The sequence below is a fragment of the Actinophytocola sediminis genome, assembly GCF_054779715.1.
The window spans coordinates 21,663-44,612 of record NZ_BAAGXS010000033.1 but is presented as its reverse complement, the minus strand read 5'-3'; the positions used below and the strand labels follow the sequence as shown (position 1 = coordinate 44,612).

Sequence of the window (22,950 nt, the reverse complement as noted above, 5' to 3'; positions counted from 1 at the left end):
CTCCTCCTTGCCGGCGCGGGCGCGCCGGGGTGTTGTCCTGCGTGTCCTGGCTACCTGGCGCGTGCGCGGCGCCGGATGACGATCGCGGCGGCCAGCGCGGCGAGTCCGGCGAGCGACATGACCCACTCCGGGCTCGAACCGAGTCGATCGGACAGCGTAGTCGTTGACCGTAGCGCGACCCGCTCGACCGGAGCCGCGTCGGTGAACAGGTCGGTCTGCTGGCTGACCGAGCCGTCGGGGTGCACGAACGCGCTCACCCCGCTGGTGGCCGCCACGATCACGCTGCGACCGTGCTCCACCGCGCGCACCCGGTCCATGGCCAGCTGCTGGTAGGTCATGTCCGAGTGGCCGAAGGTGGCGTTGTTGGTCGGCACGGCCAGCAGGTTGGTGCCCGCCACCGACTCACGCACCACGCCGTTGAACGCCACCTCGTAGCAGGTGGCCAGGCCAACCCTGGCGTTGGCCATGTCGAAGACCACCGGCCGCTCACCCGGCACGAACCGGCCCGCGCGGTCGACCGCCGAGGTGAAGATCCGGAAGAACGGCCGCCACGGCATGGTCTCGCCGAAGGGCTGCAGCTGGCGCTTGGTGTACTGCTCGATCGGCCCGCGCTCGGGGTCCCAGAGCAGCACGGTGTTGCGCGGCAGGTCGTCGTCGCCGATCAGCACCGAGCCCACCGCGATCGGCGCGTCGATGGCCTGCGCGGCCCGCTCGATGCCCGCCCAGGCGTCGGCGTTGCGGTAGGGGTCGATGTCCGAGGAGTTCTCCGGCCAGATCACCAGGTCGGGCTGCTCGGCGCGGCCGGCGGCGACATCGCGCGCGAGCCGTTCGGTGCGTTCGACGTGGTTGTCGAGCACGGCCCGGCGCTGGGAGTTGAAGTCCAGCCCGGCGCGCGGCACGTTGCCCTGCACCACCGCCACCACCGCGGTGCCGTCGTTGGCGTCCGTGCCTACCAGCGGCAGCGCGCCGAACGCGGCCGCGATCGGCACCACCATGGCCAGCGCAGGCGCGAGGACCTCACGGAAAGTACGCTGCCGGTCCACCACCAACCGCCGGACCAGCGCGGCGGCGCCGAAGCCGGTGAGCACGACGGCGAAGGCGATCAGCCCGGTGCCGGCGACCGTGGCCAGCGGCAGGTAGACGCCCTCGGGCTGGGTGAACGCGACGTTGCCCCACGGGAACCCGCCGAAGGGGAACACCGAGCGCAGCGCCTCGCCCGCCACCCACAGCAGCGCGCCCCAGACCGGCCACGCCGGCAGCGTCATGACCACGGTCAGCGCGGCCCCCGACAGCGCCACCAGCAGCGCCTCGGTCAGGCTCAGCGGCAGCCAGGCCACCGGTCCGACGAACTCCCCGGTCCAGGCCAGCAGCGGGACCATGTAGCCGAGGCCGAAGCACAGCGCGTAGCCGAAGCCCGCCCGCGCGCGGCGGCCGTACACGACCGCGGCCAGCAGCGCGAACGCCAGCGGCGCGAGCCACCAGAGGGTGCGCGGCGGCGCGGACAGGTACAGCAGCACGCCGGCCGAGCCGGCGAGCGCCGACCGGCCGAGCACCGCGAGCAGGGCGCTTCGGCGCGGCTGGGGTTGGTCCGGTTCGTCGGACAGCGCCGGAGGTTCCGGCGAGACAGCGGGGGCGACCACCTCGCCAGCGTACGGCCTCGATTGTTGACTCCACGTCACCCCGACGCCCGGTGCGCCCACCGGGACGGGTTTCGCATGCCTGTGCGAGGGGTCGCGGCTGGTGGCGGGGTGGACGTGGGGTCGGGCGCGGCAAATCGGCACGTGGGCCGAACGGTGACCATTCAGTCCACTGTGGACGATCGATTTCAGTCGCGCGGACGCCGGGGTTGGGGAATGCGGGCGGCCGCCTCCAGCGCGGCCGCCCGACTACGGCCGACATCCACCCATTCAGACCCATTCCACACGCTGTATATCCACTGACAGTCAGCGTCCACGTAGCCAGATATAACCCCGGGAGTCAGTTCGCCGCTCATGCCAATAAGGATCCTTCAATACAAGGTCATTAGGGAGTACTGTCAGCTGAACGGAGGCAACCTCACAAAGGAGTGGTCACTATGCGTGGTGGCTGTAACTGTGGATGCGGCGGTTGTGGCAACAGTGGATGTTGTGGCGGATCCTGCGGCTGTGGTTGACGTCCGCCGAACCGGTCGTGTGGACGTGTCGCCACCTGGGAAAAGCGTCCAATATCCAATGCTGGCGGCACGGCCACTCGAACCGCTGGAGAACTACTGGAGCCACTTCTCCGAAGAATCTCCCACGACCGGCCTGGTAGGTCCTCACAATATCGAATAGCTCGGATTTCCCGGCCAAGATGATTTGTTTCCCCCGGCCTCGAACGCCACCCCGGGCCGGCGCGCGGTCCCCCGGACAGACGAACGGAGGGTGTACTGGAGGTTTCTCCCCGATGACGTACGGCCATACTGCTGCCGACGATCATCGGAGGGAGGGCGTCGATGCGCCTGCGACTCAAGCCCCGGGACACCCGGTTCTTCGAGCTGTTCAGCGTGGCCGGGACCAACATCGCCTCGGCGGTCGAGGTACTGCGCGAGTTCGTGACCGCACCGACCGAAGCCCGCGCTGACCTGGCCAAACGGATGCACGACGCCGAGCACGCCGGCGATGACGCCACCCACGACATCATCGAGCAGCTCGACCGGTCGTTCATCACCCCGTTCGACCGGGAGGACATCTACCGGCTCGCCGTCCGGCTCGACGACGTGATCGACTACATGGACGCCGCCGTCGACCTCGCCACGCTCTACAACCCCGACGCGCTGCCCGACGGGGTGCGGGTGCAGGCGGAGTTACTCGAGCAGATGGCCCGGCTCACCGCGGCCGCGATGCCCCGGCTGGCGACCCTGCGGCACCTGACCGACTACTGGGTCAGGATCAACGAGCTGGAGAACGAGGCCGACCAGGTCTACCGCCGGCTGCTGACCTACCTGTTCAGCGGCGAGCTCGACCCGCTGACGGTGATGAAGCTCAAGGAGATCATCGACCAGCTCGAGTCGGCGGCCGACGCGTTCGAGCACGTGGCCGACGTCGTGCACAGCATCGCGGTCAAAGAGTCCTGAGCGGTGGAGATCCTCGCGCTCATCCTGATCATCGCGCTGGTCACGGCGTTCGACTACACCAACGGCTTCCACGACGCCGCCAACGCCATCGCCAGCGCCGTGTCCACCCGCGCGCTGTCGCTGCGCGGCGCGCTGGGCCTGGCGGCGGTGATGAACCTCATCGGCGCGCTGGCCGGCACCGGCGTCGCGGTCACCGTCGCCAGTGGGGTGATCGCCACCCCCGCCGGCGAGGACGGGCTGATGGTGGTCGGCGCCGCGCTGATCGGCGCCATCCTGTGGAACATCACCACCTGGTACTTCGGGCTGCCCTCCTCGTCGTCCCACGCCCTGATCGGCGGGCTGGTCGGCGCGGCGCTGGTCTCGGCGACCCAGGTGCACTGGTCGGGCGTGCTGACCAAGGTCGCCATCCCGATGGTGCTCTCGCCGCTGGTCGGGCTCACCCTCGGCTACCTGGTGATGCTGGGCATGCTGTGGCTGTTCCGCAACGCCAACGCGCACGCCGCCGGCCGGTGGCTGCGCCGCGCGCAGATCGTGTCCGCCTCCGGCCTGGCGCTGGGCCACGGGCTGCAGGACGCGCAGAAGAGCATGGGCGTGATCGTGCTCGCGCTGGTCATCACCGGCCACCAGGACGACTACACGGTCCCGTTCTGGGTGATCCTGCTGTGCGCCACCGCGCTCGCGGCCGGCACCTGGTCGGGCGGCCTGCGGATCATGCGCACCCTCGGGCGGCGGATCTTCAACCTCACCCCGGCGCACGGCTTCGCGGCGGAGGTCTCGGCGTCCTCGGTGCTGTACCTGACCGCGTTCGTGTTCGCCGCGCCGGTGTCCACCACGCACGTGATGACCTCGGCGGTGATGGGCGTCGGGGCGACCACCCGGCGCTCGGCGGTGCGCTGGTCGGTGGCCGGCGACATCGCGATCGGCTGGGTACTCACCGCCCCAGCCGCCGCCACCATCGCCGCCCTCGCCTACGGCGTGGTCAACCTGCTGTGACGACCGCAGCGAAGGGTCCCTTCGCTGCGTTTCGCCAGCGGGCCGACGGGCGCTAGCGGTAGGTGGCGTTGTAGCGGGCGCGGAGGTTGGCTTCGGCGTCCTCGGTGCGGGCCGCGCGGATGGCCTTGGCCGCGCCCGGCGCGTGCCCGTGCTTGACTGCCCGCATGTCGCAGCTCTCCTCCACGTACGACAGGGAGAAGTACGCGCCGACGATCACCAGCAACAGCGCCATCGCCAGGCGCAGCCCGAGCGGGCCGGGCACCAGCAGGCAGGCCGCCGCGAGCGGGACCACCAGCACGCCCATCCGCGCCACATGCCGCCAGACCCAGCTCCGCGCGCTGACGTCGGCGAGCACCCACGCGTGCAACGACTCCGGCAGCCGGCCGCCGACGGCGTACCGCAGCCACTGGATCGGGTTCGGTCGTTCAGCCATGTTGCTACACTAACATTTAGTACGCTAACTATTAGGGTGAGGTATGGAACAGCTCGATCTCGGCGACGACCCGCTGGCCCTGGACCGGCAGGTCTGCTTCGCGCTGTCGGTCGCCTCCCGCAGCGTCATCGCGATCTACCGCCCGCTGCTCGAACCCCACGGCCTGACCCACCCCCAGTACCTGGTGATGCTCGCGCTGTGGGAGTCCTCGCCGCGCTCGGTGCGCGACATCGGCCTGACCCTGCGCCACGACCCGGCCACCCTGTCCCCCATGCTCAAACGGCTCGAGGCCCTCGGCTACCTGGTCCGCCGCCGGGCGGTCACCGACGAACGCCAACTCGCCGTCGAGCTCACCGACGCCGGCCGCGCGCTGCGCGCCGAGGCGGAGAAGATCCCCTACCGTGTGGCCGAACAGCTCGGCATGAACCTGGCCGAACTGGAGGCGCTGCACGCCACCCTGTCGCGCGTCATCGACGCCACCCGCCCACACTGAAGGACATGCTGACCGTCGGATCGGTGGTGCTCGGCGTCGAGGACCTCCAGCGCGCGCTGCGGTTCTGGACCCAGGCCCTGGACTACATTCCCCGCGACCAGCCGGAACCGGACTGGGTCGTACTGCGCCCCCGCGAGGGCACCGGCCCCGGGCTGTCCCTTGGCACCAGCCAGACCCCCGTGCAGCCCCGGCCACGCGTCCACCTCGACCTCTACACCACCACCCCGAACGCCGAGATCGACCGGCTGCTGGCCCTGGGCGCGAGCCGGGTCGACTGGACCGACTACCCGCCCGACGCCGACTTCACCGTGCTCGCCGACCCGGAGGGCAACCGCTTCTGCGTCATCGACACCAGCAGCCACCCCACCGGCTAACCGTCGGCCACCAGCAACCGGCGCATGACCTTGCCGGTCGCGTTGCGGGGCAGGGCGTCGACGAACACCACGTCGCGCGGCACCGCGAACCGGGGCAGGTTGGTGTGCACGTAGTCGCGCACCATCGCCGCGGTCAGCGTCACGCCAGGACGGACCGCGACATACGCGGCGAACCGCTGCCCGAACTCCCGATCCGCCACCCCCACCACCGCGACGTCGGCCACCTCCGGCAGCGTCATCAACAGCTCCTCCACCGGACGCGGGAACACGTTCTCCCCACCGGAGATGATCATGTCGTCGTCCCGGCCGCTGACGAACAGCCGGCCGTCGGCGTCCAGGTAGCCCCGGTCGCCGGTGACCATCAGGTCGTCGTAGCGCCGGTTGGTGCCGCCCCCGGTGTAGCCCTCGAACAGCATGTCGTTGCCGACACAGATCCGCCCGACCCCGCCCGGCGGCACCGCGTGCCCGTCGGCGTCCAGGATGCCCACCCGGGTGCCGATCGGGCAGCGCCCCGCCGTGGTGGGCGCGGCCCGCAGGTCGGCCGGGTCGGCGATGCTCGCCCACGACACCTCGGTCGAGCCGTACAGGTTGTAGAGCACGTCGCCGAACTCGTCCATGAACGCGGTGACGAACCGCGCCGACATCGCCGAGCCACTGCTGGCCACCACCCGCAACGACGAGGTGTCGAAGGCACGACGCACCTCGCGCGGCAGATCCATGATGCGCTGCAACATGATCGGCACCGCGAACAGCGACGTGCACCGGTGCCGCTCCACCAGCTCCAGCGTCGCCTCCGCGTCGAACCGCCGCGCCAGCACCAACTTCGCGTGCAACGGCATACCGAGCTGCATCGCCGCCAGCCCCCAGGTGTGGAACAGCGGCGCGGCCACCAGCATCCGCTCACCCTCCCGCAGCGGGATCCGGGACAGCACCGCGGCCGCCGTGCGCAGGCCGTGCGGGTTGCGGCGCCGGGCGCCCTTGGGGTTGCTCGTCGTCCCCGACGTCAGCACGATGATCTTGCCGGCCGCGTCCGGTGGCCGAACCTTGGCCGGCGAGGCCTCGTCGAGCAGCCCGTCCAGCGTCGGCTCACCCTCGCCCCACGTCAGGATCTTCGGTAACGCCGCCGGCAGCGCGTTGGTCAGGTGCAGGAACTCGTCGTCGAGCAGGATCGCCGCCGGCCGGTGGCTGTGCACCGCGTCGGTGACCTGCGCCGCGGACAGGCCGGTGTTCAGCAGCAGGCTGTGCGCGCCGAGCTTGCCGCAGGCGATCAGCGACTCCACCAGCGCGCCGTGGTTGCGGCACATGAGCGCCACCCGGCGGCCCTGCCGCACCCCCAACTCGCGTAACGCGTTGGCCAACCGGTTGGTGCGGGCGTCGACGTTGGCGAAGGTCAGCACCCCGAGGTCGTCGGCGATCGCCTCGCTGTCCGGCACCCGCGCGAGCGCCGCCTGGTAGCCGCCGGCAACCGTGGCACCCCACTTGGCCAGCGCGTTGAGCTGTTTGAGCACCCGGTCGGGGCGGCCGGGGGTGAGCACCCCGGCGCGGGTGAGCACCTTGGCCACCGCCAGCTGCGACTGGTTGCGCGCGGTCTGGTCCAGCCGGGAGCGGGAGGTGGTCAGCGGGGTGGCGGACAGGTGCCCGTCGATCAGCCCGATCGCCCGGCGGGCACACTTGCGCAGCCAGCCCGCGGTGAGGATCGTCGGCGGCTGGATCCCCGGCAGCGAGATCGTCAGCCGCAGCTCGCAGCGGCCGGGGTCGAGCTCGGCCAGCCGCACCGCCACGTGCCCGCCCGGCCACTGCGGGCTCACCGCCACCAGATGTTCCGGCGGGCGGTGCACCAGGATCTCGACGTCGTTGCGGTACACCGGCCCGCCCGCGGCGCACAACCGCAGCTCGTAGCGGCTGCCGGTGCCGGTGTGGGCGTGGCCGACGCGCTCGGCCCAGCTCAGTTCACGCACGAACCGCGGCAGGGCCTCCAGGTCCGACAGCACCGCCCAGACCCGGTCGCACGGGTGCGCCAGGACTTCCGCCACCTCGACCAGGTCCGTCGGCACGAGCCCCCTCCGTTCGCCAGCGAACACCCGAAGCTAGTTTTCCTAGCAGTGTGCTCCATTCGGAGCAAGAGTCGCCTCCCGCGATGTGGACCGGTTCAGTGCGGGTCCGGGACCACCACCGTCGCGCTCGCGCGGGTCGCGACCAGCGGTGGGCTCAGCACCTCGGCCGCCGACGGCCCGCGCTCGGGCGCGGCCCGGCACACCACCCTGGCCTCGAACGCGATGTCGCGCGACCGGTTGCCGACACGGGTCAGCGTCGCGGTCACCTCGACCACGTCACCGGCCTGGATGGGCGCCAGGAACTCGACCCCGGAGTAGCCGGCCAGCAGGCTCTCGTCGCCGTCGGTGTGGATCGACAGGTCCGTCGCCACGTCACCGAACAGCGCCAGCCCGTAGGCCCCGTCGACCAGGTTGCCGCCGTAGTGCGCGTGCGCGTAGGGCACATACCTGCGGTGCGTCACCGAGAACCCGACCTCACGACTCACGCCGTACTTCCCTTCATCGCGTGCACCAGATAGGAGGCGACCTCGCCGGGCGTGGTGCCCCGGCCGAACACCCGGTCCACCCCCAGCTCGCCGGCCATCCTCGGATCGAACCGCGGCCCGCCGGCGATCAGCACCGGACGCCGGTCGCCCATCGCCTCCCGGAAGGCCGCGGACATCTCGCGGGTGTTGAGCAGATGCGCGTCGCGTTGGGTGACCACCTGGGAGACCAACACCGCGTCCGCCTTCTCCGCGCGCGACCGCTTCACCAGCTCCGGCACGCTCACCTGCGCGCCGAGGTTGATCACCCGCAGCTCCCGGTAGTACTCCAGGCCCTTCTCCCCGGCGAACCCCTTCACGTTCAGGATCGCGTCGATGCCCACGGTGTGCGCGTCGGTGCCGATACAGCCGCCGACCACCACCAGCTTGCGCCGCAACGACTTGCGCACCGCGCCGTTGACCTCGGTCGGCGACAGCAGCGGATACTCCCGCTCCACCACGGTCACCGCGTCCAGATCCACGATGTGCGTGGCCGACCCGTAGACGACGAAGAACGTGAACTCCGTGCCGATGCCGTGGGAGTGCACCACCATCGCCGGCTCGATGCCCATCTTGGTGGCCAACTGCAGCGCGGCACCTTCGGCCCTGGGCCCAGGCGCGACCGGCAATGTGAACGACACCTGCACCATGCCGTCACCGGTCGTGTCCCCATAAGGCCGCACATGGCTGTGTTTTCTGGTCGCTCCCGCTCCTCCGCTCATGCGCCGTCTTCCCTCCTCACGTGCTCGGCGCTGGCGCGCCTGCGCGCGCTCGTCAGTCCAGACGCCGCACGCTCCGTCGCTCCCGCTCCTGGCTCAAGCAAATCAGCAGCCGGATTGCGGTAGCCGTCGGCCTTCTCCACCACGCCGTCGGCGCCCTTGCCCGCGTCCGGGGGGCGTTTCATCAGCCCGAACGTGCCCTGCGCGATCGCGGTCAGCAACCCGTCGCGCACGACCCGGTCCAGCAGGTCGACCGCCTCGCCGAGCACCTGGTGGGCCCGCTTGACGATCAACCCGCCTGGTGCGGGCCGGAAGTCCTCGCGCAGCCCGGCGGCCGCGTCCAACACGTACCGCACGTTCGCCAACGCCAGGTCCCGGTCGGACAGGAACGGCGTCACCACCGCCTCGGTCATCATGCCCACCAACAGGATCGACTGTCCGGTGAGGACACCCGCCAGGTTGAAGAACCCGTCGAGCAGATAGCCCTTCCACACGTCACCGGTCATGTGCTTGGTCGGCGGCATCCACTTCAGCGGCGCGTCCGGGAACAGCTCCCTGGCCAACAACGCGTGCGCGAGCTCCAGCCGGAACGACTCGGGCACCGCCGGGTTGATCTCGAACGCGTGCCCCAGACCCAGCAGCTCGTCGGGCAGCCCGGCCTCGTGCGCGAAACGCTCGTTCAGCAACTGGGACACGGTGACCGTGTGCGCGGCCTCGACCGCGTCGGCGGTGGTCAGGTAGTTGTCCTCGCCGGTGTTGATGATGATCCCGGCGCGGGCGTGCACCTGCCGGGAGAACCGCTGGTCGACGAACGTGCGGATCGGGTTGATGTCGCGGAACAGGATGCCGTACATGGAGTCGTTGAGCATCATGTCCAGCCGCTGCAGGCCGGCGAGCACCGCGATCTCGGGCATGCACAACCCGGAGGCGTAGTTGGTCACCCGGATGTAGCGACCGACCTCTTTGGACACCTCGTCCATCGCCGCGCGCATGATCCGAAAGTTCTCCTGGGTGGCGTAGGTGCCGGCGAACCCGTGGTGGGTCGCGCCTTCCGGCACATAGTCCAAAAGGGACTGTCCGGTCGAGCGGATCACGGCGATGATGTCCGCGCCCGCCCGCGCGGCGTTCGCGGCCTGCACCACGTCCTCGTCGATGTCCCCGGTCGCGACGATCAGGTAGATCCACGGCCGCTGGGGCGGGTCGCCGTGTCTGGTGATCAGCCGGTCGCGGGTGGCGCGGTTGCGGTCCACCGTGCGCAGCCCGCGCGCGACCGCCGTCGACCCGGTCTTCGCCGCCCGGGTGGCGTCCCGGCCGGTCGGCACCCGGTACTGGACCTGGCCGGCGGCGGTGGCCTCGGCCAGGTCGGTCAGCGTAGCGAGGTTGTGCTCGCGCAACGCGTGGAACGCCGGCAGCACCACGCCGTGCTCCAGCCCGCACTGCTCGCGGACCGTGTCGACCACGCGGTTGACCCACGGCACGTCACCGGCCCGGTGCCCGGTGTCCGCGCCGGTGATGCCGGCCAGGCGCAGCGTCGCCCGCTCCACCGAGACCGTGGTGTGCGCCTTGGCGATCGCCACCACCGGCTCGGCCGCCCGCGCGGCGAGCCGGCGCGCGGTGGCGACCACCTCGGGATCAAGATCCAGCAACGCCATCAAATCACTCTGTTCATGGTCGCTCCGCTCATCCGCCGTCTTCAAAAATCGTGTGTCCGTCGCGGACCGTACGCAGACAGGTGTCGTCCCGCCAGACGGCGAAGGTCGCCGGTGCGCCGGGCGTCAGCTCGCCGGTCCAGGCGTCCCCGGCCGCGATCCGCCCGCCCGCGGTGTGCGCGGCGAACGCGGCCGCCTCGCTGATCCCCGAACCCGGGGTGCGGTGGTGCACCGCGGCGTGGACCGTGGCCAGCGGGTCGACCCGGGTGACCGGCGCGTCCGAGCCGAACGCCAACGTCAGACCCGCGGCCGCCAGCATCGCGAACGGGTTCAGCGCGGCCGCGCGCTCGCCAAGCCGCGCGGCGTACATGCCCGCCGACCCGCCCCAGGCGGCGTCGAACAACGGCTGCACCGAGGCGACCACCCGGAAGCGCGCCAGCTCGGCCGCCTGCTCCTCGGTGATCATCTCCAGGTGCTCCAGCCGGTGGCGGGCCTCGCCGAGCGCCCGCTCCCCCACGACCTTCTCCGCGCGCTGGAACCCCACCACGACCTCGGTCACCGCCGCGTCCCCGATGACGTGGAACCCGGCCTGGACCCCGGCGTCGGTGCAGTCGATCAGGTGCGTGGCGATCTGTTCGGCACGCAGGTAACGGGCGCCGCTGGTGTGCGGGGCGTCGGCGTAGGGCCGGTGCAGCGCCGCGGTGCGGGAGCCGAGGGCGCCGTCGACGAACAGGTCACCCGCCAGGCCACGGGCCGCCGGCAGGTACACCCCGCGCTCACCCCAGTAGCCGACCACCTCGACCGGCGAGTCGAGCGCCATGAGCTCGTGGAAGTCGTCGCGGCCGGCGATGTCCGGGCCGCCGCACTCGTGCACGCTGACCACCCCCATCGACGCCGCGTGCGTGAGGAACGCCAGCTGGGCCGCGCGGCGCTGCTCGACGGTCAGACCGGCGCGGGCCGCGCCGCGGACGTGGTGGTGGGCGTCCTGGGTGAGCGGCCCGTCGGCCGACCAGCCGGTGGCGGTGCGCGCGGCCGGCGCCAGTGCCACCAGCGCGGTGCTCACCAGCGCGGAGTGCACGTCCACCCGCGAGAGATAGACCGGGGTGGCTCCGGCGGCCGCGTCGAGCTCGGCGCGGGTCGGCGGGCGGTGGCCCGGCCACGCGGTCTCGTCCCAGCCGTGCCCCCACAGCGGGGTCCCGTCGGCGGCCCGGTCACGCACGGCGTCCAACACGTCGCCGACAGAGGTCGCACCGGTCAGGTCCAGGCCGGTGCGCAGCAGGCCGGCGGCGGTGGCGTGCACGTGGGCGTCGACGAACGCCGGGGTCACCCGCGCGCCGGCCAACTCGACCGTGGTGGCGACCCGGCCGGGATAGTCCCGGCCAAGCCAGGTGATCAGCCCACCGGCCACGGTGAACGCGGTCGCCGTGGAGTCGTGCACGCGGGCGCCGGTGAACAGGGTCGTCATGTCCGGGAAGTGTGCCGCTCGCGGCGCTCGAACAGCTCACGCACCCCGGGCTCGGCGCGCAGCAGGTCCATGGCGAACTCGGCGTGCCCTGGCACGTAGCCGTTGCCGATCAGCATCCGCACGTCCGCGGCTAGCCCCTCGGCGCCGAGCGCGGCCGAGGAGAAGGAGGTGGCCATCGAGAAGAACACGATCGTGCCGCCGTCGGCGGTGGCCAGCACCGCGCCGTGCTCGCAGCCCGGCACATCCACACACACCACGGTCACGTCCACCGGGGTGCCCACGGCGTCGGCGACGGCCAGCGGGTCCCGTGCGTCGGCGAGCACGACCTCGTCGGCCAGGCCAGCGGCGAGCACGTCGTCGGCCTCCCGCGCGGTGGGCACCAGCGCGACCAGGCGTTCGGCCCCCGCCCGGCGCGCCGCGGCCAGCGACAGGCTGCCCGACTTGCCGCCACCGCCCAGGACCAGCACCGAGGGGGACGGGCCGGCCGAGCGGACCACCCGGTCGGTGAGCGCGGGCGCGCCGCACACGTCCAGCACCGACAACGCCAGCTCCGCGGGCAGGTCGGCGGGCAGCGTCGCGGCGATCGACCGGCCGAACAGCACGGCGGTGCCCCGGCAGGGGACCTGTTCACCCTCACCGGACCAGTCGGCCAGCCCGTCCTCGATCCGCAGCGGCGTGAGCGTCAGCGACACCAAGGTCGCGATCCGGTCACCCACCCGCAGGCCCAGCGGTGACTCCGGGCCGACCTCGCGGACGGTGCCGAGCAGCATGCCGCCCGAGCCGGTGACCGGATTGTGCATTTTGCCGCGGTCTTCGATGATCGCCAGCACCGCCCGCCGGACCGCGTCCGGGGTGCCGTGCTGCTCGCGCAGCTGACGGTAGGAGGCGGCGTCCAGGTTCAGCCGGCTGACCTCGACCAGGACCTCATCGGGATACAGGCGAGTGTCGCTGGAGAGCCGCCACGCTTGCTGCGGGAGCACACCGGCCGGTTCCACCACCCGGTGCAGCCCGTACGCCGAAGAAGACACGCGACCTCCAGCTTCCGCAGAATTTACGTCTATAATAGCTTCCGACAGCATATCTTTACGTGACTCTAGCGTCGAGGAGAACAGATGACGGCGTCGCAGCACCTGACCACCGCCGCCACGACGGTCTCCGAAGCAGTCGACGAGACCGTGCGGCAACCGTATGAGTACCGGCGCCAGGAGCTGGTGGAGCCGGACTGGCGCCGCTTCCCAGGCTGGCGCGAGATCACCGACGCCCAGTGGCGCGACGCTCAGTGGCAGCGCGTGCACTGTGTGAAGAACCTCAAGCAACTCCGCGCCGTGGCCGGCGATCTGCTAGAGGAGTCGTTCTACGACGACCTGCTCGAGGACCAGAAAAGCCACGCCACGATGTCGATGCTGCTGCCCCCGCAGATGCTCAACACCATGGCGCCCACGGTCGACGGCTCGTTCACCAAGGCCTTCCTGGCCGACCCGATTCGCCGCTACATGCTCCCGGTCGCCAGCGACCGCGATCCGCACTGGCCCAACCATCCGTACTCGACCAGGGACTCCCTGCACGAGGCCGAGATGTGGGTGGTGGAGGGGCTGACCCACCGCTACCCGACCAAGGTGCTCGCCGAGCTGCTGTCCACCTGTCCGCAGTACTGCGGACACTGCACCCGGATGGACCTGGTCGGCAACTCCACCCAGCAGGTCGACAAGCACAAGCTGACGCTCAAGCCGGTGGACCGCCAGGACCAGATGATCGCCTACCTGCGCGCCACGCCCGGCGTTCGGGATGTGGTGGTCTCCGGCGGGGACGTGGCCAACGTGCCGTGGCACCAGCTCGAGGCGTTCCTGATGCGGCTGCTGGACATCGAGACCGTGCGCGACATCCGGCTGGCCACCAAGGCGCTCGCCGGGCTGCCCCAGCACTGGCTGCAGCCCAAGGTCGTGGAGGGCCTGGAGCGGGTCGCCAGGACCGCCGGGCGCCGAGGGGTCAACCTGGCCATCCACACCCACGTCAACCACGCGCAGTCGGTGACCCCGCTGGTCGCCGAGGCCGCGCGGACGGCGCTGGAGGTCGGCGTGCGCGACGTGCGCAACCAGGGCGTGCTGATGCGCGGTGTGAACGCGACCCCCGACGACCTGCTCGACCTGTGCTTCGCGCTGCAGGGCGAGGCGAACATCCTGCCGTACTACTTCTACATGTGCGACATGATCCCCAACGCCGAGCACTGGCGGGTGGCGGTGTGGGAGGCCCAGCAGCTGCAGCACGCGATCATGGGTTACCTGCCCGGCTACGCGACCCCGCGGATCATCTGCGACGTGCCCTACGTCGGCAAGCGCTGGGTCCACCAGCTCACCGACTACGACCGGGAACACGGCGTCTCCTACTGGACGAAGAACTACCGCACCGGCATCGAGCGCGACGACCCGGACGCGTTGAGCCGCCGTTACCCCTACTACGACCCGATCGCCACCCTGCCCAGGTCGGGCCGCACCTGGTGGGCCGAGAACCAGTCCACCACCGAGTAACCCGCACCGAGTAACCCGCGCGTCAGCCGAAGTGGTCGGGGTCTGGGCCGGTGCGCAGACCCCGGTCCAGGGCGTGCACCTCGGCCAGCTCCTCGTCGGTCAACGCGAAGCCGAACACGTCCAGGTTCTCCCGCATCCGTGCCGGCGTCACCGACTTCGGGATCACCACGTTGCCCAGCTGCACATGCCAGCGCAGCACCACCTGCGCCGGGGTCCGCCCATGCCTGGCCGCCAGCGCGGCGATCACCGGATCGGCCAGCAGGTCACCGCCCTTGGCCAGCGGGCTCCACGCCTCGGTCACCACCCCCAGCATCTCGTGCAACTCCCGCAGCTCCGCCTGCCGCAGGTAGGGATGCAGCTCGATCTGGTTGACCGCGGGCACCGTCCCGGTCTCCTCGACCAGCCGCCGCAGGTGTGCCGGCTGGAAGTTGGACACCCCGATCGCCCGCACCCGCCCGTCGGCCAGCAACGTGCCCAGCGCCCGCCAGGACTCCACGTACCGGTCCATCGACGGCGCCGGCCAGTGGATCAGGTACAGGTCCAGGAAGTCGACCCCCAACAGCCGCGCGCTGGTGTCGAACGCGCGCAGCGTCGAGTCGTACCCCTGGTCGTCGTTCCACAGCTTGGTCGTCACGAACACGTCGGCCCGCGCCACCCCCGAGTCCCGCAGCGCCGCGCCCACTCCCTGCTCGTTGCCGTAGAGCGTCGCGGTGTCCACGGCGCGGTACCCGGCCCGCAACGCCTCGGACACCGCCTCTCGGGTCACCTCGTTCGGCACCTGGAACACGCCGAACCCCAGCTGGGGCATCAGCACCCCGTTGTTCAGGGACACGTTGGGAATCATGCCCACGGAGGTACCCGTATCCAGCCCAGGAAATCCGGCCACGCGATGGGTGATGGCACGCACACGCTCCGAAGTGCCGTCATCTCGGGGTACCACTTCCGGTACTCCCTGGTGAACACTCTCTCCGGCAGTCGTACACGGTGAGCAACCGAATGTGACCTAGGAGTGTGGCGTGGTACCCATCCGTATGAGAACGGCTGTGGCCGTGATCCTGCCGGCGCTGGCCGCGAGCCTGATCGGGGTGAGCGCGCCCGCGACCGCCGGGCCCGCCGCCGACCTCGCTGACCGCCTCGAGGCCCTGCCCGGCGTCACGGTCACCGCCGAGCAGCCCGCGCCCGCCGGCTACCGCTTCTTCCTCCTCACCTACCGCCAGCCCGTCGACCACTCCAACCCCGCCGGGCGCACCTTCGAGCAGCGCTTCCAACTGCTCCACCGCGCGCAGGACCGCCCCATGGTCCTGCACACCACCGGCTACGACATGCCCGAGTACGCCTTCCGCGCGGAGCCGACCGCGCTGCTGGACGCCAACCAGATCTCGGTCGAACAGCGCTTCTTCACCCCGTCGCGTCCCGACCCGGCCGACTGGAGCAAGCTCGACATCCGGCAGGCCGCGAGCGACCACCACCGGATCGTGCAGGCGCTCAAACCCCTCTACACCGCGTCCTGGATCTCCACCGGCGCGAGCAAGGGCGGCATGACCTCGATCTACCACCGCCGGTTCTACCCCCGCGACGTCGACGGCGTGGTCGCCTACGTCACCCCCAACGACGCCAACAACCGCGAGGACACCGCCTACGACGAGTTCCTCGACACCGTGGGTGCCACCCCCGCCTGCCGCACCGCGCTGCGCACCCTGCAACACGAGGCCCTGAGCAGGCGCACCGACCTGGTCAACCGCTACGACGCCTACGCCAAGGCCAACGGCCTGACCTTCGAGGAGGTCTTCGGCTCGACCGACAAGGCCTTCGAGATGACCGTGCTCGACGTCGAATGGGCCTTCTGGCAGTACTCCGGCGAACCCAACTGCGACACCGTGCCGTCCAGGGACGCCACCACCGACGAGATCTTCGAGTTCATCGACGCGGTGGCCGGCTTCGCCTTCTACGCCGACGAGGGCATCACCCCCTACGCGCCCTACTACTACCAGGCCGCCACCCAGCTCGGCTGGCCGCAGCCCACGTTCCGCTACCTCAAGGACCTGGTGCGCTACCCGAACCTCTACGTGGCCAACTCCAGCCTGCCGGCCGAACTGCGCTCCCGACACGACCCGTGGCCGATGACCGACGTGGACAAGTGGGTCCGCCGCGACGCCAGCCAGCTGCTGTTCGTCTACGGCGGCAACGACCCGTGGGGTGCCGAGCCGTTCCACCCCGGCGGCCAGGACACCCACACCTACACCGCGCCGGGCGCCAACCACGGCGCCGACATCGAGCTGCTCACCCCGGCCGACCGGGCCGCGGCCACCAGCACGCTGCTGCGCTGGGCCGGGGTCAGCGCCCCGGCCGCCCGCCAGCGGTCCGCGGAACTGGACGCCCTCGACCAGCGCGACCCGAGGAACCTGCGCCGCCCACTGTGACCGAAGGCCGGGCGGCGCCACCGGTCAGCGGCGCCGCCCGGCCACCACCAGCAACACCGACGCCAGCACCAACAGCGGCAGCCCCGACGGCAGCACGATCACCGCGCACACCACCGTCCAGCCGGCCAACGTCCAGGTGACATACGCCGGCAACGCGCGCCCCTGCTTGGCGAACCCCGCCAGCAGCAGCCCCAGCAGCAACGTCGGCACCGCGAAGCTGCCGATCGACTGCCAGAAGTAGGCCAGCGCCTGGGGCAACGGCTCACCCGGCGACACCGTGGTCCACAACGGCCCGCCGGGTGCCCAGTCGGCCAGGAAGTCCACGGAGCCGACGAGGAAGAACGCCAGGTGCATGACCGCCACCGCGGCGAACAACCGGCCAGCCCAGATCGTCAACGTGCGGGACCTGCCGGTCAGTGTCTCGGTACTCACGGTGTCCCATGATCCACCGCCGCGATCGGGCGCTCACCGCGGGAGTCTCTAGACTCGACCCCGATGCGACCGTCAGGATGGCGAGGCTGGACCGCGCTCGCGCTCGTTGTTGTGCTCTGCGGTGTCTTCGTGTTCGTCGCCTCCCAACCCGACGAACCGACCCGCCCGCCCGGCCCGCCGAGGGACGCGCCCCGGGTGCTCGTGGCGATGGGCGACAGCAGCATCTCCGGCGAGGGCGCGGGCGACTATGAGCGGGGCACCGACGGCGAGGACGGCAACTGGTGCCACCGCTCCCCGCACGCCCTGATCAACAAGACCGGGATGCGCGCGATCGACCGCGCGCACAACCTCGCCTGCTCCGGCGCCCCCTCCACCCAGGTCGGGCTCGGCGACGTCGAGCAGTACACCGAACCGTCCCAGGCCGGCCAGCTCGGCGAGATCGCCACCAGGGAACGGGTGGTGGCGGTGGTCGTCGGCGCGGGCGCCAACGACGAGCCGGCCTTCGCCCACGTGCTCAACGCCTGCGTCGAGGCGTGGACCGGCCGGGGCGAGCCGTGCAGCGAGACCATCGGCCCGCAGTGGTCCGACCGGGTCGACAAGATGACGACCAAGCTCGCCGAGGCGCTGGCCGACGTGCGGTCGGTGATGGGCGACGCCGGCTACGCCGAGGACGACTACCAACTCGTCGTCCAGTCCTACGCCGCGCCGATCTCGCCGAGAGTGGCCGACGGGCTGCAGGACCTGTCCGGCTGCCCGTTCCGCTCCGAGGACCTGCGCTGGGTCGAGGACGTCGCCGTGCCCGCGCTCACCACCGGCGTGCGGCAGGCCGCCGACGAGGTCGACGCCCGGTTCCTGGACCTGTCCCGCTCGGCCGCCGGCCGCGAGGCCTGCTCCCAGGCCGAGCATCCCGACCGGGAGTGGTTCCGGCGCCTGGCCGTGCAGTGGGACGACCTGCAGCACGAGGACCGCGCCACGCACGCGTTGCAGGAGTCCTTCCACCCCAACGCGAACGGGCACGCCCAGTTCGGTCGCTGCCTCGGTGAGTTCCTGGCCACCGCCGACCGCGCGGCGGCCTGCCTGCCCGGCGAGAACGGCGACCTGCACGCCGCCACCAGCTCCGGTCAGTAGCGGGGACGACACCGGGCCGGCCGCGCGGAGGCAGGCGCGGCCGGCCCGGTGTACCCCATCAGGTCGACCCGACCGACGGGCCGGCCGCGCTGGCTGCGCTACCAGGACCCGGTCCGGGTCGACCTCGTTGAAGGGGTCGGTCGTGCCAGTCCGACACGACCGACCCTGGCGGACCCCGACGAGTTCTCAGCTGGTCAGGGAGATCTGGTCGCCGTTGACCCGAATCGAGCGCTCGGCCAACGCCGTCGGCGCCGGGCCGGCGGTCACCGACCCGTCCGCCACGGCGAACTTGCTGCCGTGACAGTCACAGTTGATCGTGCCGCCCTTGATGGCGTTCACGACGCAGCCCTGGTGGGTGCACACCGCGGAGAAGGCGCGGAACTCACCCTCGGTCGGCTGGGTGACCACCACCTCCTCCTTGGCGAAGATCTTGCCGCCGCCGACCGGGATGTCCGCGGTCGCGGCCAGCCCAGGGGGTGCCTCGACCTCGGTGGTCTGCTCGGCCGGCGGCGCGTCGGTGGTCTCGGCGGTGGTCTCCGGGGTGGTCTGTGCCGCCGCCGCGTCGCCGAGCACGATCTCCCCGTCCGGGTTGACCGTGATCTTCTCGGCCGGCAGCGCGAGCGGTGCCGGGCCGTCGCTCACCGAGCCGTCGGCGATGGCGAACTTGCTGGCGTGGCAGTCACAGTTGATGGTGCCGCCGGTGACCTCGTTGACGATGCAGCCCTGGTGGGTGCACACCGCGGAGAAGCCCTGGAACTTCCCCTCGGTCGGCTGGGTGACGACGACCTTCTTGTCCTTGAAGATCACGCCACCGCCGAGCGGGACGTCCTTGGCCAGGCCGAGCACCTCACCCGGCGGGGCCTTGACGGGGTCCTCACCCGCGTCGGCCTCTGCCGGACTGGTCGGCCCGCCGTAGCGCGCGCACGCCGAGGCCAGGCCGCACACCGCGACCGTACCGGCCACCGCGGTCCGCCTCGGCAGGACCGGAGTGTTGTCGTTCATCGATCTCCCTGCCTCAGAAGAAGTCTTTTCAGAAGGTCACGCCGTACTCGGTGAAGAACCAGACGGACGAGGTCAGCCACAGCCCGGTGAGCGCGGTGAACACGACACCGCCGACCACCGGGAGCGTCCAGTTGGGCTTGTCGTCCTTGGTGAGCACGATCATCTTGCAGACGAAGATCCCGTAGAAGAAGCAGCCGAGCAGCGAGTGCACCAGCACGCGGGTGTCAAAACCCTGAAACCCCAACGCGTACAGGCAGTGCGCGGCCACCGGGAGGGACACCACCACGGCCAGCCGCCCCGACCACCGGTGCAGGATGCCGGCGACCCGGCCATCGCCGTGCACGCCGGGCAACCTGCCCCACATGGCCAGCGACGAGATCACCTGCACCACCGCGAACACGAACGCGACGGTGCCCAGCCAGGTCTTCGCGGCCAGCCCGGAGGAGAACCCCGCCAGGCTGAATCCCTGGTTGGTCGGGGTGTGCATCCCGCCGTACACGCCGATGGCGACCGAGACCAGCGACCCGATCGCCAACGCGATCAGCACCGGCCGGAAGTTGCTCCGCGGTGGCTCGTCGTCCTCCTCGACGCCCCACTCGCCGGTGTTCCAGGTCGTCGGCATCGCCGGTGGCCGGGACCAGTGCTGCGGAACCGGCTGGGTCGCGTCGGCGTCGGGTACCGGTCCGGCCGGCCCGAAGTCCTGCGTACTCACGACGATCCCTTACCTGCCAGGTCCCTGGTCGGACCGCTCGCTCCGTTCATCACACGTCTCCTCATCGTCTCCCGCTGATGCCGCTCAGAACGTGGTGTCCCCAGCGACCTTGTCCGCCTCGACGCGCTTGCCGTCCACCGTCACCGCGCCCTTGGCCGGGTTCAGCATCGGCGCGGGCTCCGACCGGCCGTTGCTGGTGGCGATACCGACCTGGGTGCCGTCTGGCATGACGATCCAGCCGATGGTGGCCTCGGCGCCCTCGCCGCGGTACACCCCGGCCGGCGCCTTGGCCACCGGCGCGCTGAACTTGAGTTCCTTGCCCGCCACCGTCGCCGTGCCGGCCAGGTTCTTGCCATCGAGGGTGGCCACCACGCGGTTGGCGCCGTTCTTGGACTTCAGGTCCAGACGGCCGTCCTTCGCGGTGCCCTGCAGCCACGACTCGACCTGCGCGCCGTCACACAGGTACGCCGCGGCCTCCTCGCCCTTGATCGCCACCGCGATCGTCATCGGGCCCTGGTCGACCTTGCCGGCGTAGACCACCTCGGCCGGGAACTGTTGGGCGGCGGGCGGTTGCTCCGCCGGCGGCTCGGCCGGCACCTCGGTGGTCTGCGGCGCGGTGGTCTCCACCGCAGTGGTTTCCGGCACCTCGGTGGTCTCCGGCGCCGTCTCGGTGTCGGTCGAGGTGGCGGCCACATCGCGGGCCGCGGGCGGCTGCTCGGCGTTGTCGCCGGCCACCACCAGACCGCCGACCGAGTTGACCGTCATCATCCCGATGAGGCCACCCATGACGACCACGGCGGTAACCAGCGGTCCTCGCACTGCCATGACAACGTCTCCTTGTCCCCGCGTCCTGCCAATTCCGATGAGCGACAGCGCGCTCAGCCAGATACACGGGCCGGTAATCGGATCGGTTCAATCTGTTTCCGGCGAGCGGTGTGCCGGCCCATGGCCGATCCGCGACACGCCGGGCGCGTATCAACCAGATGCGCACAATCCGGTGCCAGAATCAAGTGGCGCAGGCACTGCGTGATTCGAGATCAAGGAGGCAGCGGTGAACGACCCGGCCCACCTGGACCGGCTCGGCACGCTCGTGCGGCCGGCCCCGATCGCCGACTTCGCCGCCGCCCTGTGCCGCTGGCTCCAGGACGCGCACGACGCCGCCGCCGAACTGCAGCCCCACCGCCGGGACAACCACCGCGGCGGCTGGAGCAACAACACCAGCTTCGGCACCGACCGCTACCAGTACCTGCTCAGCACCGCCGGATCGCTGACCACCGACCTGCCGGCGCTGGAGGTCGACTCCGCGTTCCAGTCGGTGCTGCTCAAGCTGCCCGAGGTCGGCGTCTACCAGATGCAGGTCGCCTCCGGGCCGGACGGCTCGCTCGCCCAGGCCAGCGACCTGCGCCGCGACCTGCTGACCACCAACGGCGATCCCGGGCTGCTGTCCCGCCGCGACATCTGGCTCGGTGAGCGGCAGCTGCTGTTCCTGATCTGGTCGGGCACCGAGGACGCCGGGCTGACCGGCGCCTGGATCGGGCAGGGCGAGCTGTACGAGAACCGCATCGACTGGGACTGGAAGACCAACCTGTTCGACATCGTGGGTTTCGGCGCGGTCACCGTGCCCCAGCAGGCACGGCCGCTGGACCCGACGATCTTCGACGTGCCGGAGCCGGTGCTGCCGATCCGGCCGCGACTCCAGCGACCAGCAGGCACGACCGACTGACCCGTCACCCGCGTGGGGACACTCTCCGTGCTGGACCACCATGGGTCCAGCCGTACCGCCATGACCGCAGGGAGCCTTGTCGTGATCTCGGATGCCGTCGCCGTCGCGCAGGCGTTCGAGCCGGCGCGGCTCACCATGGCGCGCGAACTGGCCGGGCTGCGCAAGCGCGAGCTGGCCGAACGCATCGAGCGCACCGCGGCCGCGGTCTCGCAGTACGAGCTCGGCCAGTCCCGGCCAAGCGGGGAGACCGTCCAACGCTGCGCGCGGGCACTGGACCTGCCGGTCGGGTTCTTCACCACCGGTCGGCCCCACCTGCGGCTGGACACCGCGCACGCGCACTTCCGATCACTGCGCGCGACCACCGCCGTGCAGCGCCAGCAGGCACTGGCCCACGTCGAGCTGCTCTGGGAGATCACCGACCAGCTCGACCGGGTGATCGAACTACCGCCGGTCGACGTCGGCCTGCCACTCGGCATGCCCCCCGGCGACCCGGCGACCACCGCCCGCCTGACCCGCAAGGCCTGGCACCTGCCCACCGGCCCCGTGGTCCACCTGGTGCGCAACCTGGAGGCCCGCGGCATCGTGATCGCCCGAACCGAGGCGGTGGACGCCGAGACGATCGACGCGTTCTCCGCCGCGCTGCACGGCCGGCCGATGATCGCCCTGTCCCCCAAGGGAAACCCGATGCGCAGGCGGTTCTCCGTCGCGCACGAGCTCGGTCACCTGCTGCTGCACCCCGACCCCGTGCCCGGCTCCGGCAAGCACGAACGCGAGGCCAACACCTTCGCCGCCGAACTGCTGATGCCGGCAGGGGAGATCGCCGACCGGCTACCCCGACCGGCCGACGTCGCCGCACTCAAGAACGTCGCCGACGGCTACGGCGTCTCGGTGACCGCGCTGGCCTACCGAGGCAAGGACCTCGGCGTGTACGGCGACTCGACCGTACGCCGGATACTGGCCACGGTGGCCCGGCTCGGCTGGCGCACCGACGAGCCGGTCCGCGCCGACTATCCCGGCGAGGAACCGGAACTGTTGCCCCGCGCGGCCGAACTGGCCGCCGCCCACGGCCTGCCACTGCCACGCCTGGCCGCGAACCTGCACCTGGGACTCCCCCGGCTGCGCGCGCTGATCGGCATCACCGACCGCAGACCCCAACTACGCCTCATCCACGGCACCGACGAGCAGTAAGCAGGAACGTGACGTGCCCAACGAG

22 protein-coding genes are annotated in these 22,950 nt (G+C 71.1%); 9 read left to right on the top strand and 13 right to left on the bottom strand.

The window, feature by feature from the left end; translation table 11 throughout:
* Positions 1-50: 50 nt before the first annotated feature.
* The gene (lnt, locus tag ACYVIP_RS20925) at positions 51-1,640 is read right to left on the bottom strand and encodes an apolipoprotein N-acyltransferase (protein ID WP_460398824.1); all 1,590 of its coding nucleotides are present in this window, start codon (positions 1,638-1,640) and stop codon (positions 51-53) included.
* Positions 1,641-2,473: 833 nt separating this feature from the next.
* On the opposite strand from lnt, the gene ACYVIP_RS20920 reads away from it, so the two are divergent.
* Together ACYVIP_RS20920 and ACYVIP_RS20915 are read left to right on the top strand one after the other, a co-directional pair.
* Positions 2,474-3,094, top strand: coding sequence for a DUF47 domain-containing protein (locus ACYVIP_RS20920; protein ID WP_460398822.1), 621 nt, complete (start codon positions 2,474-2,476; stop codon positions 3,092-3,094).
* Between the two features lie 3 nt (positions 3,095-3,097).
* A complete protein-coding gene (locus ACYVIP_RS20915; RefSeq protein WP_460398820.1) occupies positions 3,098-4,087 on the top strand; it encodes an inorganic phosphate transporter in 990 nt (329 codons plus the stop codon).
* A gap of 52 nt (positions 4,088-4,139) precedes the next feature.
* On the opposite strand, the gene ACYVIP_RS20910 is transcribed toward ACYVIP_RS20915, so the two are convergent.
* Positions 4,140-4,520 carry a DUF5313 family protein gene (locus ACYVIP_RS20910; protein WP_460398818.1) on the bottom strand — a complete coding sequence of 127 codons (381 nt, stop codon included), beginning with the start codon at positions 4,518-4,520 and terminating at the stop codon, positions 4,140-4,142.
* 43 nt (positions 4,521-4,563) lie between these two features.
* On the opposite strand from ACYVIP_RS20910, the gene ACYVIP_RS20905 reads away from it, so the two are divergent.
* Together ACYVIP_RS20905 and ACYVIP_RS20900 are read left to right on the top strand one after the other, a co-directional pair.
* The gene (locus ACYVIP_RS20905; RefSeq protein ID WP_460398816.1) at positions 4,564-5,013 is read left to right on the top strand and encodes a MarR family winged helix-turn-helix transcriptional regulator; all 450 of its coding nucleotides are present in this window, start codon (positions 4,564-4,566) and stop codon (positions 5,011-5,013) included.
* Between the two features lie 5 nt (positions 5,014-5,018).
* Positions 5,019-5,387 carry a VOC family protein gene (locus tag ACYVIP_RS20900; protein WP_460398814.1) on the top strand — a complete coding sequence of 123 codons (369 nt, stop codon included), beginning with the start codon at positions 5,019-5,021 and terminating at the stop codon, positions 5,385-5,387.
* Here the strand turns inward: ACYVIP_RS20900 and ACYVIP_RS20895 are convergent.
* The 6 genes from ACYVIP_RS20895 to kdd form a co-directional block, all read right to left on the bottom strand.
* A complete protein-coding gene (locus ACYVIP_RS20895; protein ID WP_460398812.1) occupies positions 5,384-7,441 on the bottom strand; it encodes an AMP-binding protein in 2,058 nt (685 codons plus the stop codon). The genes ACYVIP_RS20900 and ACYVIP_RS20895 overlap by 4 nt on opposite strands.
* A gap of 95 nt (positions 7,442-7,536) precedes the next feature.
* Positions 7,537-7,926 (bottom strand): 3-aminobutyryl-CoA ammonia lyase, encoded by a 390-nt coding sequence (gene kal, locus ACYVIP_RS20890; RefSeq protein WP_460398810.1) that lies wholly within the window; start codon positions 7,924-7,926, stop codon positions 7,537-7,539.
* Positions 7,923-8,684, bottom strand: a complete 762-nt coding sequence (gene kamE, locus ACYVIP_RS20885) for a lysine 5,6-aminomutase subunit beta (protein ID WP_460398808.1) — start codon at positions 8,682-8,684, stop codon at positions 7,923-7,925. The genes kal and kamE overlap by 4 nt, the downstream gene beginning before the upstream one ends.
* Complete coding sequence (gene kamD, locus ACYVIP_RS20880) at positions 8,681-10,333, bottom strand: lysine 5,6-aminomutase subunit alpha (RefSeq protein ID WP_460398806.1); 1,653 nt, start codon at positions 10,331-10,333, stop codon at positions 8,681-8,683. Before kamD ends, kamE begins: the two co-directional genes overlap by 4 nt.
* A 28-nt stretch (positions 10,334-10,361) precedes the next feature.
* Entirely contained in the window at positions 10,362-11,795 is a 1,434-nt protein-coding gene (locus tag ACYVIP_RS20875; RefSeq protein WP_460398804.1) for an amidohydrolase, read from the bottom strand.
* Positions 11,792-12,823 (bottom strand): L-erythro-3,5-diaminohexanoate dehydrogenase, encoded by a 1,032-nt coding sequence (kdd, locus tag ACYVIP_RS20870; protein ID WP_460398802.1) that lies wholly within the window; start codon positions 12,821-12,823, stop codon positions 11,792-11,794. The genes ACYVIP_RS20875 and kdd overlap by 4 nt, the downstream gene beginning before the upstream one ends.
* 84 nt (positions 12,824-12,907) lie before the next feature.
* Between kdd and ACYVIP_RS20865 the strand changes: the two genes are divergently transcribed.
* Positions 12,908-14,320, top strand: a complete 1,413-nt coding sequence (locus tag ACYVIP_RS20865) for a KamA family radical SAM protein (RefSeq protein ID WP_460398800.1) — start codon at positions 12,908-12,910, stop codon at positions 14,318-14,320.
* 22 nt (positions 14,321-14,342) lie between these two features.
* Here ACYVIP_RS20865 and ACYVIP_RS20860 read toward each other — a convergent pair whose 3' ends face one another.
* Complete coding sequence (locus ACYVIP_RS20860; protein ID WP_460398798.1) at positions 14,343-15,170, bottom strand: aldo/keto reductase; 828 nt, start codon at positions 15,168-15,170, stop codon at positions 14,343-14,345.
* 181 nt (positions 15,171-15,351) lie between these two features.
* Here ACYVIP_RS20860 and ACYVIP_RS20855 point away from each other — a divergent pair, with 181 nt between their 5' ends.
* A complete protein-coding gene (locus tag ACYVIP_RS20855; protein ID WP_460398796.1) occupies positions 15,352-16,740 on the top strand; it encodes a S28 family serine protease in 1,389 nt (462 codons plus the stop codon).
* Between the two features lie 24 nt (positions 16,741-16,764).
* On the opposite strand, the gene ACYVIP_RS20850 is transcribed toward ACYVIP_RS20855, so the two are convergent.
* Positions 16,765-17,172, bottom strand: coding sequence for a DUF6463 family protein (locus ACYVIP_RS20850; protein ID WP_460398794.1), 408 nt, complete (start codon positions 17,170-17,172; stop codon positions 16,765-16,767).
* A 63-nt stretch (positions 17,173-17,235) separates the two neighbouring features.
* On the opposite strand from ACYVIP_RS20850, the gene ACYVIP_RS20845 reads away from it, so the two are divergent.
* A complete protein-coding gene (locus tag ACYVIP_RS20845; protein ID WP_460398792.1) occupies positions 17,236-18,300 on the top strand; it encodes a GDSL-type esterase/lipase family protein in 1,065 nt (354 codons plus the stop codon).
* 186 nt (positions 18,301-18,486) lie between these two features.
* Here the strand turns inward: ACYVIP_RS20845 and ACYVIP_RS20840 are convergent, their stop codons facing one another.
* From ACYVIP_RS20840 to ACYVIP_RS20830, 3 genes are all read right to left on the bottom strand, one after another.
* The gene (locus tag ACYVIP_RS20840; RefSeq protein ID WP_460398790.1) at positions 18,487-19,302 is read right to left on the bottom strand and encodes a Rieske (2Fe-2S) protein; all 816 of its coding nucleotides are present in this window, start codon (positions 19,300-19,302) and stop codon (positions 18,487-18,489) included.
* A 28-nt stretch (positions 19,303-19,330) separates the two neighbouring features.
* Positions 19,331-20,014, bottom strand: coding sequence for a DUF6529 family protein (locus ACYVIP_RS20835; protein ID WP_460398788.1), 684 nt, complete (start codon positions 20,012-20,014; stop codon positions 19,331-19,333).
* Positions 20,015-20,098: 84 nt separating this feature from the next.
* Positions 20,099-20,839, bottom strand: a complete 741-nt coding sequence (locus ACYVIP_RS20830; RefSeq protein ID WP_460398786.1) for a hypothetical protein — start codon at positions 20,837-20,839, stop codon at positions 20,099-20,101.
* Positions 20,840-21,065: 226 nt separating this feature from the next.
* On the opposite strand from ACYVIP_RS20830, the gene ACYVIP_RS20825 reads away from it, so the two are divergent.
* Together ACYVIP_RS20825 and ACYVIP_RS20820 are read left to right on the top strand one after the other, a co-directional pair.
* Positions 21,066-21,737, top strand: a complete 672-nt coding sequence (locus ACYVIP_RS20825; protein ID WP_460398784.1) for a hypothetical protein — start codon at positions 21,066-21,068, stop codon at positions 21,735-21,737.
* Between the two features lie 81 nt (positions 21,738-21,818).
* A complete protein-coding gene (locus ACYVIP_RS20820; RefSeq protein ID WP_460398782.1) occupies positions 21,819-22,925 on the top strand; it encodes a helix-turn-helix domain-containing protein in 1,107 nt (368 codons plus the stop codon).
* The last annotated feature ends 25 nt before the right edge of the window (positions 22,926-22,950 follow it).

What these genes read in the sequence shown, in the direction of transcription:
- ACYVIP_RS20920 (WP_460398822.1), top strand. Translation starts at nt 2,474, where the DNA reads ATGCGCCTGCGACTCAAGCCCCGGGACACCCGGTTCTTCGAGCTGTTC.
- ACYVIP_RS20910 (WP_460398818.1), bottom strand. Translation starts at nt 4,520, where the DNA reads ATGGCTGAACGACCGAACCCGATCCAGTGGCTGCGGTACGCCGTCGGC.
- ACYVIP_RS20905 (WP_460398816.1), top strand. Translation starts at nt 4,564, where the DNA reads ATGGAACAGCTCGATCTCGGCGACGACCCGCTGGCCCTGGACCGGCAG.
- ACYVIP_RS20900 (WP_460398814.1), top strand. Translation starts at nt 5,019, where the DNA reads ATGCTGACCGTCGGATCGGTGGTGCTCGGCGTCGAGGACCTCCAGCGC.
- kamE (WP_460398808.1), bottom strand. Translation starts at nt 8,684, where the DNA reads ATGAGCGGAGGAGCGGGAGCGACCAGAAAACACAGCCATGTGCGGCCT.
- kamD (WP_460398806.1), bottom strand. Translation starts at nt 10,333, where the DNA reads ATGGCGTTGCTGGATCTTGATCCCGAGGTGGTCGCCACCGCGCGCCGG.
- ACYVIP_RS20875 (WP_460398804.1), bottom strand. Translation starts at nt 11,795, where the DNA reads ATGACGACCCTGTTCACCGGCGCCCGCGTGCACGACTCCACGGCGACC.
- ACYVIP_RS20865 (WP_460398800.1), top strand. Translation starts at nt 12,908, where the DNA reads ATGACGGCGTCGCAGCACCTGACCACCGCCGCCACGACGGTCTCCGAA.
- ACYVIP_RS20855 (WP_460398796.1), top strand. Translation starts at nt 15,352, where the DNA reads ATGAGAACGGCTGTGGCCGTGATCCTGCCGGCGCTGGCCGCGAGCCTG.
- ACYVIP_RS20845 (WP_460398792.1), top strand. Translation starts at nt 17,236, where the DNA reads ATGCGACCGTCAGGATGGCGAGGCTGGACCGCGCTCGCGCTCGTTGTT.
- ACYVIP_RS20840 (WP_460398790.1), bottom strand. Translation starts at nt 19,302, where the DNA reads ATGAACGACAACACTCCGGTCCTGCCGAGGCGGACCGCGGTGGCCGGT.
- ACYVIP_RS20830 (WP_460398786.1), bottom strand. Translation starts at nt 20,839, where the DNA reads ATGGCAGTGCGAGGACCGCTGGTTACCGCCGTGGTCGTCATGGGTGGC.